The organism is Streptomyces sp. NPDC048644 (assembly GCF_043199105.1).
In the GTDB taxonomy this organism is placed as follows: Bacteria; Actinomycetota; Actinomycetes; order Streptomycetales; family Streptomycetaceae; genus Streptomyces.
The window spans coordinates 738,375-753,679 of record NZ_JBICVO010000001.1 but is presented as its reverse complement, the minus strand read 5'-3'; the positions used below and the strand labels follow the sequence as shown (position 1 = coordinate 753,679).

Annotated in this window: 12 protein-coding genes and 1 pseudogene; 4 read left to right on the top strand and 9 right to left on the bottom strand. The window is 70.4% G+C overall.

All coding sequences use genetic code 11. The features are described 5' to 3' along the window. Nucleotides 1–54 precede the first annotated feature (54 nt). Complete coding sequence (gene nirD, locus ACGFNI_RS03390) at nucleotides 55–444, bottom strand: nitrite reductase small subunit NirD (RefSeq protein ID WP_393680114.1); 390 nt, start codon at nucleotides 442–444, stop codon at nucleotides 55–57. Then, on the bottom strand, nucleotides 444–3,098 hold the full coding sequence (gene nirB, locus ACGFNI_RS03385; protein ID WP_393680112.1) for a nitrite reductase large subunit NirB: 2,655 nt from the start codon (nucleotides 3,096–3,098) through the stop codon (nucleotides 444–446). Before nirB ends, nirD begins: the two co-directional genes overlap by 1 nt. Before the next feature lie 252 nt (nucleotides 3,099–3,350). Between nirB and ACGFNI_RS03380 the strand changes: the two genes are divergently transcribed. Together ACGFNI_RS03380 and ACGFNI_RS03375 are read left to right on the top strand one after the other, a co-directional pair. Beyond that, nucleotides 3,351–4,676: a sensor histidine kinase gene (locus ACGFNI_RS03380; protein ID WP_393680111.1), complete on the top strand. Its 1,326-nt coding sequence runs from the start codon at nucleotides 3,351–3,353 to the stop codon at nucleotides 4,674–4,676. An 8-nt stretch (nucleotides 4,677–4,684) separates the two neighbouring features. Continuing rightward, nucleotides 4,685–5,347: a response regulator gene (locus ACGFNI_RS03375; protein ID WP_393680109.1), complete on the top strand. Its 663-nt coding sequence runs from the start codon at nucleotides 4,685–4,687 to the stop codon at nucleotides 5,345–5,347. Nucleotides 5,348–5,381: 34 nt separating this feature from the next. Here ACGFNI_RS03375 and ACGFNI_RS03370 read toward each other — a convergent pair whose 3' ends face one another. From ACGFNI_RS03370 to ACGFNI_RS03360, 3 genes are all read right to left on the bottom strand, one after another. Then, nucleotides 5,382–7,424: a glycoside hydrolase gene (locus ACGFNI_RS03370; protein ID WP_393680107.1), complete on the bottom strand. Its 2,043-nt coding sequence runs from the start codon at nucleotides 7,422–7,424 to the stop codon at nucleotides 5,382–5,384. A gap of 167 nt (nucleotides 7,425–7,591) precedes the next feature. Further along, nucleotides 7,592–8,395 carry an alpha/beta fold hydrolase gene (locus tag ACGFNI_RS03365; RefSeq protein ID WP_393680105.1) on the bottom strand — a complete coding sequence of 268 codons (804 nt, stop codon included), beginning with the start codon at nucleotides 8,393–8,395 and terminating at the stop codon, nucleotides 7,592–7,594. Nucleotides 8,396–8,452: 57 nt separating this feature from the next. Continuing rightward, entirely contained in the window at nucleotides 8,453–9,703 is a 1,251-nt protein-coding gene (locus ACGFNI_RS03360; protein WP_393680103.1) for an MFS transporter, read from the bottom strand. Nucleotides 9,704–9,835: 132 nt separating this feature from the next. Here ACGFNI_RS03360 and ACGFNI_RS03355 point away from each other — a divergent pair, with 132 nt between their 5' ends. Continuing rightward, the gene (locus ACGFNI_RS03355; protein WP_393680102.1) at nucleotides 9,836–10,384 is read left to right on the top strand and encodes a TetR/AcrR family transcriptional regulator; all 549 of its coding nucleotides are present in this window, start codon (nucleotides 9,836–9,838) and stop codon (nucleotides 10,382–10,384) included. A gap of 15 nt (nucleotides 10,385–10,399) precedes the next feature. Here the strand turns inward: ACGFNI_RS03355 and ACGFNI_RS03350 are convergent, their stop codons facing one another. The 3 genes and pseudogenes from ACGFNI_RS03350 to ACGFNI_RS03340 all read right to left on the bottom strand — a co-directional run bounded on the left by ACGFNI_RS03350 (nucleotide 10,400) and on the right by ACGFNI_RS03340 (nucleotide 13,092). After that, nucleotides 10,400–11,026, bottom strand: a complete 627-nt coding sequence (locus ACGFNI_RS03350; protein ID WP_393680101.1) for a pyridoxamine 5'-phosphate oxidase family protein — start codon at nucleotides 11,024–11,026, stop codon at nucleotides 10,400–10,402. Nucleotides 11,027–11,431: 405 nt separating this feature from the next. After that, a pseudogene (locus ACGFNI_RS03345) lies at nucleotides 11,432–11,641 on the bottom strand (amidohydrolase); the annotation flags it as partial. Nucleotides 11,642–11,766: 125 nt separating this feature from the next. Next, nucleotides 11,767–13,092, bottom strand: a complete 1,326-nt coding sequence (locus ACGFNI_RS03340) for an MFS transporter (protein ID WP_393680100.1) — start codon at nucleotides 13,090–13,092, stop codon at nucleotides 11,767–11,769. A 411-nt stretch (nucleotides 13,093–13,503) separates the two neighbouring features. On the opposite strand from ACGFNI_RS03340, the gene ACGFNI_RS03335 reads away from it, so the two are divergent. Then, nucleotides 13,504–14,292, top strand: a complete 789-nt coding sequence (locus tag ACGFNI_RS03335) for a sulfite exporter TauE/SafE family protein (protein WP_393680098.1) — start codon at nucleotides 13,504–13,506, stop codon at nucleotides 14,290–14,292. A gap of 45 nt (nucleotides 14,293–14,337) precedes the next feature. On the opposite strand, the gene ACGFNI_RS03330 is transcribed toward ACGFNI_RS03335, so the two are convergent. After that, entirely contained in the window at nucleotides 14,338–15,189 is an 852-nt protein-coding gene (locus tag ACGFNI_RS03330) for a class I SAM-dependent methyltransferase (protein WP_393680096.1), read from the bottom strand. Nucleotides 15,190–15,305: the final 116 nt, after the last annotated feature.

Here is a 15,305-nt window from a genome sequence, read left to right as displayed (position 1 = left end):
CCTGGCACGCCGCGAAGGATCGTGCAACCGGAGAGTTGCACGTCCGGTTGCCGGTCACCCCTCCCTGGTCCGCACCCGGTACGCGGGGACCGAGACGTCCGGATCGTCGATGCAGACCCCGGACACCAGGTCGAAACGCTGCTTGAGCAGGGGCGAGGCGACGAAAGGGCGGCCGTCCGACGATCCCGTCAGGCCGCGGGACAGCACGTGCGCGCCGGTGAACGGATCACGGTTGCCGAGCGCGTACGGGCGGCCCGCGCGGTCGACGAAGAGGGCCGCCTGGCCGCCGTCGGGCAGCAGCACGGCCACGCCCCGTCCGGGAAGGAGCCGGGACAGCGGGCAGACCGCGAACCAGCCGTCGGGACCGTGGATCTCGACCACCGCGGCAGGCGGCGCTTCGGCGGGCGGGTGCGGTGTCGTGGGGCGCGGCGTCGGTACGGGCATCACACGGAGGTCCCTTCCAGGGTGCGTACGGGCAGGGTCGGGCCGGCCAGCAGGGTGGGGTCCGGCTTGACCTGGTCGCGTTCGGGCACGAAGCGGACCGTCGGGTCCGGCGCGTCCGGGGCGTTGACGAAGGAGACGAAGCGCGCGAGGCGCTCGGGGTCGGCGAGCGTCTCGGCCCATTCGTCGCGGTAGTGGGTGACGTGCGCGGCCATCAGGGTCTCCAGCTCGTCGCAGAGCCCGAGCGCGTCGTGCACGACGACGTCCCGTACGTGGTCGAGCCCGCCCTCGATGCGCTGAAGCCAGGCGGAGGTGCGCTCCAGACGGTCCGCGGTGCGGATGTAGAACATCAGGAACCGGTCGATGAGGCGTACCAGTTCGGCATCCGAGAGGTCCTGGGCGAGCAGGTCGGCGTGGCGCGGTTCGGCGCCGCCGTTGCCGCCGACGTACAGGTTCCAGCCGTGCGAGGTGGCGATCACACCGAAGTCCTTGCCGCGGGCCTCCGCGCACTCGCGGGCGCAGCCGGAGACCGCCGACTTGAGCTTGTGCGGCGACCGCAGGCCCCGGTAGCGCAGCTCCAGACCGATCGCCATCCGGACGGAGTCCTGGACGCCGTAGCGGCACCAGGTCTGCCCGACGCAGGACTTCACGGTGCGCAGCGCCTTGCCGTAGGCGTGCCCCGACTCGAAGCCGGCCGCCACCAGACGCGCCCAGACCTGCGGGAGCTGGTCGACGCGGGCGCCGAACAGGTCGATCCGCTGGCCGCCGGTGATCTTCGTGTAGAGGCCGAAGTCGCGGGCCACCTCGCCGATGACGATCAGCTTCTCCGGGGTGATCTCGCCCCCGGGTATCCGCGGCACGACCGAATACGAGCCGTTGCGCTGGAGGTTGGCCAGGTGATGGTCGTTGGTGTCCTGAAGGGCGGCCTGTTCGCCGTCCAGGACGTAGCCGCCCGCGCCCACGGACGGAGCCAGCGAGGCGATGATCGAACCGATCGCCGGCTTGCAGACCTCGCAGCCGTCGCCGCCCCTGGCCGCCGGGCGGCCGTGCGACTCAAGCAGCGCGGCGTACGAGGTCAGCCGCAGGGTGCGGACGATCTCGTACAGCTCGGCGCGGGTGTGCGGGAAGCAGCCGCACAGCCCGGTGTCGATGACGGCTCCCGAAGCGGCCAGCTCGTCGTTGACCACGGCGGTCAGCGCCTTGACGCAACTGCCGCAACCGGTACCGGCCTTGGTGCACTTCTTGACTTCGGGAACCCCACCGCAGGACCCCTCGGACACGGCGGCGCGCACCGCCCCCGTGGTGACGTGATGGCAGTGGCACAGCACCGCGCTGTCGGGCAGCGCCGCAGGACCCGGCGCCGCGCCGCCGCCCGCGGTCAGCCCCGCGGGCAGCACCAGCTGTTCGGGCGGCACCGGCGGCACACTGCCGGTCAGCGGGCGGAGCACGCCGTACGCCTCCGCGTCGCCGACCAGCACGCCGCCCAGCAGTTCGCCCCCGGGCCCGACGACCAGCTTCTTGTAGACGCCGCTGCGGGCATCGGAGTAGACGACGTCCAGGCAGCCTTCGGCGGCGCCGTGCGCATCGCCGAAGGACGCCACGTCCACCCCGAGCAGCTTCAGCTTGGTGGACACGTCCGCCCCGGTGAAGGCAGGCCCTGATGACGCACCGGCGATGGCTTCGGCGGCCGTACGGGCCATGTCGTAGCCGGGCGCCACCAGGCCGTAGACCCGCCCGTCGGCGGCCCGCGCGCACTCCCCGATCGCGAAGACGGCCGGGTCGAAGGTCCTGCACCGCCCGTCGACGTCGATGCCGCCCCGCTCGCCGACCGGCAGGCCGCAGGCGCGGGCCAGTTCGTCACGCGGCCTGATCCCCGCCGAGAAGATCACGAGATCGGTCCCGATCCGCGAACCGTCCGACAGTTCCATCGCGGTGACCGCACCGTCCCGGCCCGCCGCGATCTCCGTGCCCGCCACACCCGTGTGCACCTCCAGGCCCTGCTCCTCGACCGTCCTGCGCAGCGCGGCGCCGCCGCCCTCGTCCACCTGGAGCGCCATCAGCCGGGGGTGGAACTCGACGACATGGGTGCGCAGGCCCAGGCCCTTGAGCGCGCCCGCCGCCTCCAGACCGAGCAGCCCGCCGCCGACGACCACGCCGGTACGGGAGTTCTTGGCGTACTCCTCGATCGCGAGCAGGTCGTCGACGGTGCGGTAGACGAAACACCCCGCACTGTCCCGGCCCGGCACCGGCGGCACGAACGGGGCCGAGCCGGTGGCCAGCACCAGCGTGTCGTAGCCGACGACGCGGCCGGAGCGCGCGGTGACCGTACGGGCCTCCCGGTCGATCGCCGTCGCCGGGTCGCCCAGGTGCAGTTCGATGCCGTGCCGCGCCATGAAGTCCCGCGCGGTGAGCGAGAGATCATCGGGGGAGCGGCCCGCGAAGTACGACGTCAGCTGCACCCGGTCGTACGCCGGGCGGGGCTCCTCGCACAGCACCACGACCCGCATCCGCCCGGTGATCCCGCGCTCCGCCAACTCCTCAAGGAACCGCTGGCCGACCATGCCGTGGCCGACGAGGACGAGAACGGGCAGGCCACGGGCGGTCGCGGCGCAGGTCGCAGGCGCTGCGGTGTCCGGGCGGTGGGCGGCTGCGGCCATGGTCGAGACCCTCCATCGGTGAGGCGCAGGGAACGGCGGGGCGCCCGGTCCCCGGCGGTCCGCCGGGCCCTTCGACGCCGTGCCGCCAGCGTGCGCCGCCGCTGTTACCCGCCGGCATCTCCGCTGTTTCCCGTGCGGAACGCTGCCCTCAGCGGCCCCGCGCCGCCCCTGTGAGGCCCCGGTGAGATCCCGCCGGGACCGCACCCGCCGCGGCCCCGCCCACGACCGCGCCCGCCGCTTACATTGACCCCCATGCCCCGCCCGACCGCGGCCCTGCGCGCCGCCCGTACGCTCCTGACCGCGCCGTTCACGCCCCGCGCGCTGGCCGGGGCGCTCCACGCCCTGCTCGCGCTGCCGGTGGCGCTGCTCGGCCTGCTGCTGGTGCCGGCCGGGCTCGCCCTGGGCGGCGCGCTGTCCTGGACGGCCGCGGGGCCCTGGCTGCTCGCCCTGTCCGTACGGGCCGCGCTCGCCGTCGGAGACCTCCAACGGGCCATGGCCAGGCGCCTGTTGGGAGCCGTGATCGCGCCCGCCGAACGGCGCACCGGAGCCGGTGCGTTCGGCTGGCGAAGGGCACAGCTCGCCGACCGCGCCGGCTGGCGGGCCGTCGGCTGCGCCCTGCTGGCCCCGCTGACCGCACTCCCACCGCTGCTCGCCGCGGTGGCCGGCTACGTCTACGGCCTGCTGATGCTCGCCCACCCGGTCATCAAGCACTGGAACTACTCCACGCTGCGCAACGCCGACGGATCCGTACGCAAGGTGGCGGTCCAGATCCACGGCGTGCAACTGGACACCTGGCCCCGGTGGACGGTCGTGGTCGCCGCGGGAGCGCTGCTGCTGGCCGCCGCGCCCCGGCTGCTGCGCACCGCAGCCGCCCCGCACCGCCTGCTGCTGCGCACCCTGCTCGGCCCGGACGCCGCCGGCGCCCGCATCCGTACCCTGGAGGAGACCCGCGCGCAGGCCGTCGACGATGCCGCGGCCACCCTCCGCCGCATCGAACGCGACCTGCACGACGGCACCCAGGCCAGGCTCGTCGGCCTCGGCATGCACCTCACCCTGATACGCGAACTGATCACCGCGGACGCCGACCGCGACCGGCTGCTGACGGCCGTGGAAACCGCCCAGGGCAACGCCAGGCAGGCCGTCGCCGACCTGCGCCATCTCGTCCGCGGCATCCACCCGCCGGTACTCGACCAGGGCCTGGACGCCGCCCTCACCGGGCTCGCCGCCGACTGCCCGCTGCCCGTCGCCGTCACCACCCGCATCGGCGACCGGCCGCCGCCCGCCCTGGAAACCCTCGCCTACTTCTGCGCCGCCGAACTCCTCGCCAACGCCGTCAAACACAGCGGCGCCGACCGCGTCACCATCGACGTCCGCACCGAAACCGGCCCCGCCGCGCTGCGGCTCTCCGTCCACGACGACGGGCGGGGCGGCGCGCTCCCCGGCGCGGGCAGCGGACTGACCGGCCTGCGCACCCGGATCCGTACCGTCGACGGGACACTGACCTGCGACAGCCCGGCCGGTGGCCCTACGGTGGTCACCGTCCGCCTCCCCAGCCCGCCACCGACATCACAGACATAGAGGTTGCCGTGCGCGTCGTCATCGCCGAGGACTCCGCGATCCTGCGCGAAGGACTCGCCCAACTCCTCGCCCTGCGCGGGGTGGTGGTGGCCGCCGCAGTCCAGGACGCCGCGGCCCTGCTCGACGCCGTCGCCGCCCACCGCCCCGACGCCGCCGTGATCGACATCCGGCTGCCGCCCGGCCACACCGACGAGGGCCTGCGGGCCGCCGTCACGCTGCGCTGCGACCACCCGGACACCGGGATCCTGATCTTCTCCCAGTACGTGGAGACCGCCTACGCCGACCGGCTCTTCGGCGAGGGCTTCGCCGGCGTCGGCTACCTCCTCAAGGAACGGGTGGTGGACATCGCCGAGTTCACCGACGCACTCGAACGCGTCGCCGCCGGCGGGACCGCGCTCGACCCCGAGGTGGTCGGCCGCCTCTTCAAGGCGAGCCGCCGGGCCCAGGCACTGGAACGCCTCACCCCGCGCGAGCGCGACGTGCTGGCGCTGATGGCCGAGGGCCGCAGCAACCGGTCCGTCGCCGCCGCGCTGACCGTCACGGAGCGCGCGGTCGAGAAGCACATCGCCGGCATCTTCACCAAGCTCGACCTGCCGCCCTCGGACACCGAACACCGCAGGGTGCTCGCCGTGCTGCGCTACCTGGAGACCGCGGGCCGGACGGACGCCTGACCGTCCGGCCACCGTCCGGCCCCGCGGACCCGCCTCAGCCCCCGGCCCGCGCCGGGCACAGCCGCCGGGGCGCCTCGTCCCCGCGCAGCCGCGCGTCCACACAGCCACCCGGCAGGCCCCGGTACGCCGCGTCCCCGAAGTTGGCGGTCACCGTCAGCGCGCCGTCACCGAACACCGTCCGCTGCACCGTCCGGTCACCGGTCAGCCACCGGAAGGACGTCATCCGCTCGGTGCCCGCCGCCCGGTGCAGCGGCGAGAAGTACCGCTGCAACGACGCCAGTTCACCGCCGTCACGCTTCAGCGAAGGCCCGTCGAGCACGTAGTTCAGCGGGGTGTTGTAGAGCATCGCGAGCAGCGCCCTGGTGGTCTTCTGCGCCGGCAGCTTCTCGTACGACAGCTCCCAGCGCTCGGCGTTCACCAGCGAACCGTGCAGCGCTGTCTCGTACAGCGGCACCCGGTACTTCGGGTCGTACATCGCCGTGGCCACATCCGCCGGGAGCCGCACCGGCTTGAAGAAGAACTTCGGGGCCTTCTCCGGGTAGTACGCGCCCCACGCCTCCTTGTCGCGCTCCAGCTTCCACAGCCCGTCGGCGACCGGCGTACCCGCGCCGTGGTCGAACGCCAGCACCTTGTTGGCCCACGGCTGCGCACTCTCCGACCCCAGCACCAGATGCTGTGAAAGCCGCCGCATCCTGGCGAGCCGCATCGCGCGGTCGTCCTCCTTGGTCATCCGGTGGCCCGCGCCGTGATCGCGGAACAGCTCACCCGTCGCGTCCACATCCAGGAAGTAACTGTCCGCGCCGTTGGCGACCATCGCCCGGGTACGGTCCGCCAGATAGTGCTTGCTCGGCTCGGCCTTCTCGAACGCCCGCGAGCTGAGATAGCAGCCACGGCCGTGGAAACCGCTCTCCGGTGAGCCGTCCGCCCGGCGCACACAGAAGTCCGGATAGACCCGGCCCGGCCACACGGACGTGGGACTGTCCGCGGTCTTCGGATCCTGCCCGTTGGCGAACGAGTCGTACGGGCCGACCAGATACCCCGCGCCCTTCGCCGCCCGCACCGCCGCCGCGTCCATCGGCCCGGGACCTGCGTCGTACCCCAGCCACATCCGGTCGACGCCGAGCTTCTTCAGCCGCCCGACTCCGTCCGCGGTGCGCGCGTCACCCCACAGGTACGCGTGGAAGGCGCCGAGCAGCTTGCCGTTGGCCGGGTTCTTCCGGATCTTCTCGCGCAGGCTGCCCAGCTTCCCCTGCTGCGCGAGCAGCGCACGGTAGTCGGCCGCGGGCGCCACCGGATTGCCGTCGGTCAGTGCGAAGGACACCTCGTACGCACGGGTGCCGTCGCCGGCGTCGAAGGCGTGCGAGGCCGTGGTCCGCAGCCGGCCACCGGCGGAGGCGAACCGCAGGGACGTACCGATGTCGGTGGAGGTCAGATAGCTGACACCGTGCCCGCCACCGGAGTCGCCCAGGCTGTAGCCCCACAAGGGGAGGGCCAGATCGGCACCCATGTCGACCGTGCTGCCCGCCAGGCCGCCCTTGGCCGAGTTCCAGAACGCGTCCCGCACCGGGACGTCCAGGCCCTCGCCGCGCGGCACTTGGAGGGACGAAGCGGACGGATCGGTACCGGTCACCGGCCAGGTGACCGACCCGTCGCGGTCCGCGCGCAGCGCGATCCGCAGCCGTCCGTGATCGGCGCGCGCGGTCACGCTCAGCCCCTTCGCCGGATAGCTCCAGCGCGCCCCCGCAGCCGTACGCCGCACCGGACCCGGCGCGCCCAGGTCGCCGGCGGCAGGGCCGGACAGCGCCATCGTCCGCCCGTCGTCGGCGTGTGCGGTGACGGCGAGCGAACCGGTGTCGACGACGGCCGTACCGCCGCTCACCGGGAGTTCGACGTGCCGCCCCTCGACGGTGCCGGCCGCCGCACTGTCACAACCCGCGACGCCGAAGGCGGTGGCGGCCAGTGCGAGGGAAGCGGCCAGCGTGCGCGTCGCACGGCGGCCGAGGCGCGGGCCCGGCCGCCGGGCCGGTCCGGTGTGCCCGGTGCCCGCGTCGCTTCTGTGAGTGGTCTCGGAATCCATGGTGCAGAGATAGTCGAGGGGTTTAAGAGATTTCTAAGACCGTGTCCTGTGCGGTGAGTTGGAGGAGCCGTGTGGAGCGTGTGGAGCAGCAGAGGGCGGCGGCGTGACCGAGGAGGCCGGCATCGCCTGGGCGATGCCGGCTCTCTTCGTGCAGCCGGCCCCGGACGTCAAGAACGCTGACCGAGGAACTCGTCGATTATCTTGAGCAGCTCCTTCGGCTTTTCCACGGCCACCAGATGACCCGAGTCCAGCTCGACGTACTTGCTGCCCGGAATCGCGTCCCGCAGCTGCCGCGCATACCGGTTCGGAATCAGCTGATCACCCGTCGGCGCGACCACGAGTGTGGGGCACGTGATTTTCGGCATGTATCCGCTGAGGTCCATGTCGTTCACGAGTTTGCACAGGGCGACCAGCCCATCGGACGGCATCAAGCCGATTCGTATCTGAAACCGTTCGTCTGCGCTGATGGAATCCAGATAGCGATCCGAGAGCGCGTGGATGGTGGAGTAGTCGGCGAACCCGTTGGCGTCCAGCTTGGCGAGCTTGAGCCAGGTCCTGATGAACATGCGCTGCCGTGGATCCTTGTAGTGCATGAATCCACCGCAGAAAATCATGCGCCGGACGAGCTCCGGCTCTTTCGCCGCGATGACCGAGGCGATGCCCGCACCGGTGGAAAACCCGATGACGTCCACCGGGCCGTGTGCGGTCGCGCGCAGCACCTCGATCATCTGGTCGGCCAGCAACTCGAAGCTCAATTCGCCATCTTCGGGCAGGGGGGTGAAGCTGCTGCCCGAGTAGCCCGGCACAATCAGCCTTCGATCCTTTGCCAGATGGTCGAGAAGATTGGCAAAGCTCGACTCGGGATGCCCGCCGGCACCATGTATGAGGAGAACCTCAGGTCCCGTTCCTTGAGTGAAGTAGCCGACCGGCACTCCGGCGGCCTCAACTCTTTGCATCGATACGCTGGCCATAACACTTATCCCCGTTTCTCGATCGTCTTCGGTTGTGCCGGCAGGTCGCCGGCGAGATCATTTCGCAGTCGCTGTGGCGCTGCGGTTTTCCTCGGCGGGATTGCCGCCGGTAACTCCTGATGACCTCGCGGTCCACATGGCGATCAGGCATGCGGCCAGCGCGAAGGCCGCGGCCACCGGCAGTACGAAGGCCGCGGAACTGGCGGTGGAGAGGATGACCGCACCGAGAACGCTGGAGGCGAAGTTCCCCAGGTACGCGGTGGACAGGTTGAGCGAGGTGACGAGGGGGGCGCCGCCTTCGGGCGCGTAGTCGATGATGCGATGCTGCTGCGGTCCGATGACCGAGAAGCAGACGAAGCCGGCCACCGCTTCCAGGACGACCACGAGGGTGAAGGTTCCCCGCGCGGCCAGCATGGTCAGGAACACCAAGGTGATGCACAGGGTGGCGAGGACGACAACGATCCGCGCGTTGAACCGGTCGGCCAGCCGACCGGCCGTCAGATTTCCAGCCGTCGCGGCAATGCCGAAGACCATCAGCAGCAGAGCGAGCCGGTCCTGGCTGCCACCGGTCGCGGGCGCGAAGATCGCGCTCATATACGTGAAGGGAAGGAAAATGCCGACGAACGCCAACAGCGTGACCGCGAGGACTTTCAGCACTCGCCGGTCGGCGAGCGGGACAAGGCGCTGTCGCAGCGGGACGGCCTGACCGACGCTGATGTTGGGCAGCAGGGTGGCGACGGCGGCGGCGACAACGCCGGCGATGCCGGCGATGAACCAGATCGCCGCGTGCCAGCCCCATTGATTGCCGATGACCGTACCGAGCGGAGCGCCCAGGACCAGGGAAAGCGTCGAGCCCGCGGTCACCATGGCGATGGCGCTCCCGCGCCGCTCACCGGGAGCCAGGTACGCGGCTGTGGCCACCGCACTCGCGGTGAACAGTGCGGCACCGGAACCCGCCAGGATCCGGGAGGCGAGCACGAGTCCGTAATCGTCTGCGAGAGCGGTCACCGCATTTCCTGCCGCGAGCAGGAGGAGTCCGGCGACGAGGACTCGCTGCCGCGGCCATTTGCCGGTAACCGCGGCAAGAACCGGTGACAGGATCGCGTACACCAGGGCGAAGACGCTCACCAACTGGCCGGATGCGGCACTGCTGACATGCAGCGTGTTGTTGATCTGGGGTAACAGGCCGACGATCACGTATCCATCGGTACCGACCGCGAAGGCGCCTAACGTAAGAAGTGCGGTACGTGCGCGCCAACCCTGCCTCGGGGGAGCGTCCTTGCCGTCACTGGCAGCGTTGTCGACCACAGATCATTCCTCCAGGCGCACAGACTGAGTCATTCAGGGGCGCAAGCTGAGACATTCGGAACCGATCAGTACCATTTTGCGGGACGGTACCACTCGGTTCCGAATAATGTCAAGACGATTAGAGTGAGAGGTATGGCCACCCGAGCTCGTGAACGTCTTCTCACTACCGCCGATGAACTCTTCTATTCCGAAGGAGTGCGAGCCGTGGGCGTGGAACGCCTGCTGGAGGTCTCCGGCGTGGGGCGCGCGTCCTTCTACCGCCACTTCTCCAGCAAGGAGGACCTGGCCCTGGCCGTGCTGCGCGGTCGCGATGAACGCTGGCGCGCCTGGCTGGAGCAGGCCGTCACCGCCCGCGGCGGCGCTCCCCTGGCGATCTTCGACGCCCTCGCCGAACGATTCGCGTCCTCCGAGTTCCGCGGCTGCGCCTTCATCAACGCGATGATCGAGGACACCGATCTCGACAGTCCCGTCTACCGGCTGGCCGCCGAGCACAAGCAGGCGGTGGCCGAATACATCGCCGACCTGCTGACCGAGGCGGGCCACCCGGAGCCACGGCAACTCGCCCAGCAATTCCTTATGTTGATGGATGGCGCGCATGTTACGGCCCAGCGCATCCGCTCCGCCGCTCCCGCCCTCCAGGCCAAGGCAATCGCCGAGATCCTGCTCGCCCGCCGCCCCTGATGCTTCGCGTCCGCCTCAACCCCGCTCTTCGAGCCGCGACTTCAACTCCTCGTTCTCCTGCTCCAGTTGCGCGACCCGCTCGTAGAGCGGGCCCAGGGCGCGAGTGACCTCATCCCGGGTGAATCGTGGAGTGATGTGCTGGGAGCAGTTCCAGGCGAATCCCTCGATGTGAGCGATCATCAAGCACTCCGGGTGCCCTTCGGTGCGCGCAGCGCTCAATTGGACGTCAATCCCCGGGATGTCGGATGGAGTCCTGGGCTCCAGGTGGCCGAAAACCTTCAGTCGAGTTTGGCTGGCGTAGTCCATGAAGAACATGGAAACTCGATTATTGGTGCGAAGATTGCCGCCTGTTATGTACTGGCGATTCCCTCGCACCTCTGCGTAACCCAGGGTCCGCTCGTTCAGCACGTGGACGAACCCGGGAGGCCCTCCGCGGAACTGGACATACGGCCAACCGGTCTCGCCCACCGTGGCGAGGTAAAAACCGTCGCGGGACTCGATGAAGGCAGCTTCTGCGGGGCCCAGCGGATCCGGTTCCCCGGTGTCCCCCCTGAGCAGACGCTGCATGGCCGGAGCGCTGCCCTTCTCCTCCTGGACATGCCGGACACCTTCGGTAAATGCCAACCGGGCATAACGACTCATCGACCGTTCTCCTGCCAGGAGTTGGGATACTAAAAAAGAACTGACATCAGCTTAGTTACTCCAGCGGTAGATCGTTATGCGTTCCGGGATCGCCTTTCCCGGCTGACGGAAGCTCAGGCTCAACGCACATCTGGGTAGGGTCGGGCAGTGCTCGACCTGAAGCGGCTGGAGGCGGGCCTCCACGCCCCGGCGGCCTTGGCCTTCGAGCCGGCGGACCGCCTGCTTCGCGGCCTCGGCCTCCGACCGCAGCGACGAGTTCTTCGGCCAGTTCACCGACCGGTACGACGCCTTGCCGGCCGAGCAGGAACGCGGCTGGTGATGACGGGTACGGGCTGCGCACACCGCGGGCGGCCACCGCCCGCGAGAACGCCGCGCAGACCCGATCCGCGCCCGTCAAGTCCCGCCCGGCAGGCCGGTCCGCTCGGACACCGGCAGCGCGTCCATATGCAGTACTACAGGGCCCGGCCGTCCGCCCCGCAGCACGGCGGTCACCGAACTGACCCCGTCACCGGTACGCACCTCCAGCGGCAGCCCGGCCAGCTCTTCCAGCACCTTCTCCTGAGTACGCGGGGGAGGAGAGGGGAGGGGAGGGGTGCCTGGGGGAGGGGCGGGCACCGGGCTCTCCCTCCCCCCTTCTCCCCCCCGCCCCGCCCCACCCCCTCACTCCGGCCACTCTCCGGCCACTCCGGTCACTGGCCACTCCGACCACCACAGTCACCGGCCACACCGGCCCACCACAGTCACCGGCCACCCCCCTCCCTGCGCCCCTTCGGCAACCGGATCAGGAACGTCGCGCCGAAGGACACCGCCGCCGCGCCCGCGGCCCACACGGGGACCAGCGACAACTGTCCGGCCCTGCCGAGCGCCTGCGCCAGCAGCGGAAAGGTGCCGCCGAACAGTCCCGTCGCCACCATGGACGGCACTCCCATCGCCACCACCCGCACCGCCACCGGGAACAGCCCCGCGAACAGCACGTTCACCAGGCCGAGCGGAGCCGCGATCAGCACCAGGTAGACGAGGGTCACCAGCCACATCGGCAGCGCCCGATGCGCAAGCGCCAGCATCAGCGGCACCGTCCCCACGGCCAGCGCGCCCAGCCCCGCGCGCAAGGTGCGCAGCGCACCCAGCCGGTCGCCGACCCACCCGACACCGACCATCGCCCCGATCAGCACCAGCAGCGGCAACAGCATCGAAACCGCCGACTCGGTGTCCGACACCACCCCCAACTGGTGTGCGTACTGGGGCAGATACGTGGTCCCGAAGTAGTACCCGACGGTGACGCCGAATGTGGTCAGGAACACCGCCACGCTGTTGCGCACCTGCGCCCGGTACAACGCGCGCCGCCCGGCACCCGTACGGGCAGCACCGCTCGCCCGTTGCTCGGTGAACTCCCCGCTCTCCTCGGCGCCGCGCCGGATCCACAGCGCCGTCAGCCCCAGCACCGCCGCCACCAGGAAGCCGATCCGCCAGCCGCCCGCGGTCACGCCGCCCGTTCCGAGAGTCGCGAGCAACACCGTCAGCACGCCGAACGACAGGATGTTGCCGACGACGACACCGGAGTAGGAGATCGCGCTGTAGACGAAGCGCATCCGGCGCGGCGCGGTCTCGGCGACATACGCGGCGGCGCTCGAATTCGCGCCGCCCATCGACACGCCCTGCACCAGCCGCAACAGCACCAGCAGAACCGGCGCACCGACCCCGATCACCCCTGCCGTCGGCACCACCGCGACCAGCACACTCGTCACCGAGGTGAGCGCCATGCCGAGCATCAGCCCGAAACGCCGCCCCCGCGCATCGCTGATCCGCCCCATCACGTACGAGCCGAAGGGCCGGACGATGAAGCCGACCGCGAAGCCCAGATACGCGCCCAGCACCGCCGTCACCGGATCGTCGTGGGGGAACAGCTGCACGGCGAAGTACGGCGCGAGTACGGCGTAGAGCGTCCAGTCGAAGGACTCGACGATCCCGCCCGCGGTGGCGGCGAGCAACGCCCTGCGGCCCGCCGCACCGCCCCGTCCCGGCCCAGTCGTGCCGCCCGCCGCGCTGCCCGCGACCGCCGACGTCATCGCCTGAGGCAATCGCCTGAAGTCATCACCCACCTCTTCCCACGTAGCCCGGGAACCACCCGGATTCCGACAGTTCTTCACCCGACAGTTCTTCACCCGGCAGTTCTTGAACCGGTAGTTCCTGAACCAGCAGTTCTCGAACCGGCGGTTCCTGAAGGGGAGGACATGCGACTGAGCATGGGTGCCGGGACCTGCGGATTGCCCTCGGCTCGCAGCCGCAGCCGCAGCCGCAGCCCGCCCTACCGGTCTACCGATCGCGCCCCGCGCAGCGACCGCCGACGTTCCCTCCTACTGGCGCCCTTTCCCTCTACTACGGATGTCGCACCCGCGCCACCAAATCCTCGGCCGTATCCGGTCCGTAGCACCCCCAGCTCGGGTGGGAACGACCTGGCGCGTTCGTAGGATCACCTGGTGCCCGCTGACATATCGCTCACCGTCCTGTCCCTGCTGTGTCTGGCGGCTCTCACCGCCGGCTGGATCGATGCCGTCGTGGGGGGAGGCGGACTGCTGCTGCTCCCCGCGCTGCTGGTCGGACTGCCGCACACCCCCGCCGCCTTCGTCCTCGGCACCAACAAGTCCACCGCCATCGTCGGCACAACGGCAGCCGCCGTGACCTATCTCCGCAAAACCCCGATCGACGTACGCATCGCGCTGCGTATCGGCCTTGCCGCGCTTGCCGGTTCGCTCACGGGGGCGTTCTTCGCCGCCGGTATCAACAGCGATGTGCTGCGACCGGTGATCATGGTCATCCTCCTCGCCGTGCTCGCGTTCGTGCTCGTGCGCCCCGCCTTCGGGACCGCCCCCGCGCCGTCCGGGCCCGTCACCCGGCAGCGGGTGCTGGCGGCCGTCCTCCTCGCCGGGCTGGGTATCGGCTTCTACGACGGCCTGATCGGCCCCGGTACCGGCGCGTTCCTCATCGTCGCGCTCGCCGCCGTCCTGCACATGGACCTGGTCACCTCGTCCGCCACCGCCAAGGTCATCAACGTGTGCACCAACATCGGGGCGCTCACGATGTTCGCCTTCCAGGGCACCGTCCTGTGGCAACTCGGCGCTCTGCTCGCGCTGTTCAACCTCATCGGCGGCATGGTGGGCGCCAGGATGGCGCTGAAGAGGGGTGCCGGATTCGTGCGGGGTGTGCTGGTGGTCGTGGTCGTCGCCCTGCTGTGCAAGCTGGCTTTCGACCAGTGGTTCGCGGGCTGACCTCCCGCGCGCTCCCACTGCGCTGTTCCGGACTTCACGGAGGGGCTACCCCGCGACGCCTGCTGCCTCCGAGTGGAGCCGGCAGTGATACATCCGGGCCATGTTGCGCACCGGGGGGACCAGGCCCGCGAGGCGGGCCATCATCCGGTACCCGGCCGGCAGCTTCTCCCGGCCGGGTATCTGGAGTGCGCTGATGGTCTCCAGCAGCTCCAGCCTCGGGCTCAGCCGGGCTATGCCGGCCGGTGTCGTGCCCCAGTGGAGCGTCGCCCCGGCGTCGGTGACGACACGGTTGATCCGCTGCGTCCGGATGGCGAACGGGCTGAAGGCGTCGAAGGCCAGCTCCCCGCTGGGCGCATGCGCCATCAGCCGCCGTAGCAGCGCTGTGCCGTCCGCCTCGGTCAGGTACATGAGCAGGCCCTCGGCCACGATCATCGTCGGCCGGTCCGACGGCAGGCTCGCCGTCCAGCCGGGATCCGTGACGGACGCGGGGATACCCGTCCAGCCGGGCCGCTCCGGGTACAACTGACGCCGCAGGTCGATCACTTCGGGGTAGTCGATGTCGAACCACCGCACGCCTGGCCCCGGATCGAGCCGGTGGACGCGGTTGTCCAGTCCGCAGCCGAGGTGGACGACCGTGGCCTGCTCGTGCGTCGCGAGGAACTGCGCCGTCCACTCGTCCAGCTGGCGGCCACGCAGGGCGACGGCACCCGCGTCACCTGCGCTTATCCGCACCTTGGAGAAGTCGTAGTCGATGCGCCGCACCGCGTCCACGGCCGTCGGGTCGCCGAGGACCGGCCGCTTGGAGCGGCTGTCGATCGCCCTGCCGTAGAGCGTGGCGAGCAGGGTTTCCTGCGCCCCGGTCAGCGGCACCTTCGCTTGCACCTTCGAGCTGGTCATGTCTGGAGTCTATGGAAAATTCAGAAAGATGTGAAGACTGGAAAGGGATTATTTGAGATTGGGATGGGAGGGGGGTGGGGCCGCACTCGTCGCTCGCGACCGCACCCGTCGCCCGC

What these genes read in the sequence shown, in the direction of transcription:
- nirD (WP_393680114.1), bottom strand. Translation starts at nt 444, where the DNA reads ATGCCCGTACCGACGCCGCGCCCCACGACACCGCACCCGCCCGCCGAA.
- nirB (WP_393680112.1), bottom strand. Translation starts at nt 3,098, where the DNA reads ATGGCCGCAGCCGCCCACCGCCCGGACACCGCAGCGCCTGCGACCTGC.
- ACGFNI_RS03380 (WP_393680111.1), top strand. Translation starts at nt 3,351, where the DNA reads ATGCCCCGCCCGACCGCGGCCCTGCGCGCCGCCCGTACGCTCCTGACC.
- ACGFNI_RS03370 (WP_393680107.1), bottom strand. Translation starts at nt 7,424, where the DNA reads ATGGATTCCGAGACCACTCACAGAAGCGACGCGGGCACCGGGCACACC.
- ACGFNI_RS03365 (WP_393680105.1), bottom strand. Translation starts at nt 8,395, where the DNA reads ATGGCCAGCGTATCGATGCAAAGAGTTGAGGCCGCCGGAGTGCCGGTC.
- ACGFNI_RS03355 (WP_393680102.1), top strand. Translation starts at nt 9,836, where the DNA reads ATGGCCACCCGAGCTCGTGAACGTCTTCTCACTACCGCCGATGAACTC.
- ACGFNI_RS03350 (WP_393680101.1), bottom strand. Translation starts at nt 11,026, where the DNA reads ATGAGTCGTTATGCCCGGTTGGCATTTACCGAAGGTGTCCGGCATGTC.
- ACGFNI_RS03340 (WP_393680100.1), bottom strand. Translation starts at nt 13,092, where the DNA reads ATGACGTCGGCGGTCGCGGGCAGCGCGGCGGGCGGCACGACTGGGCCG.
- ACGFNI_RS03330 (WP_393680096.1), bottom strand. Translation starts at nt 15,189, where the DNA reads ATGACCAGCTCGAAGGTGCAAGCGAAGGTGCCGCTGACCGGGGCGCAG.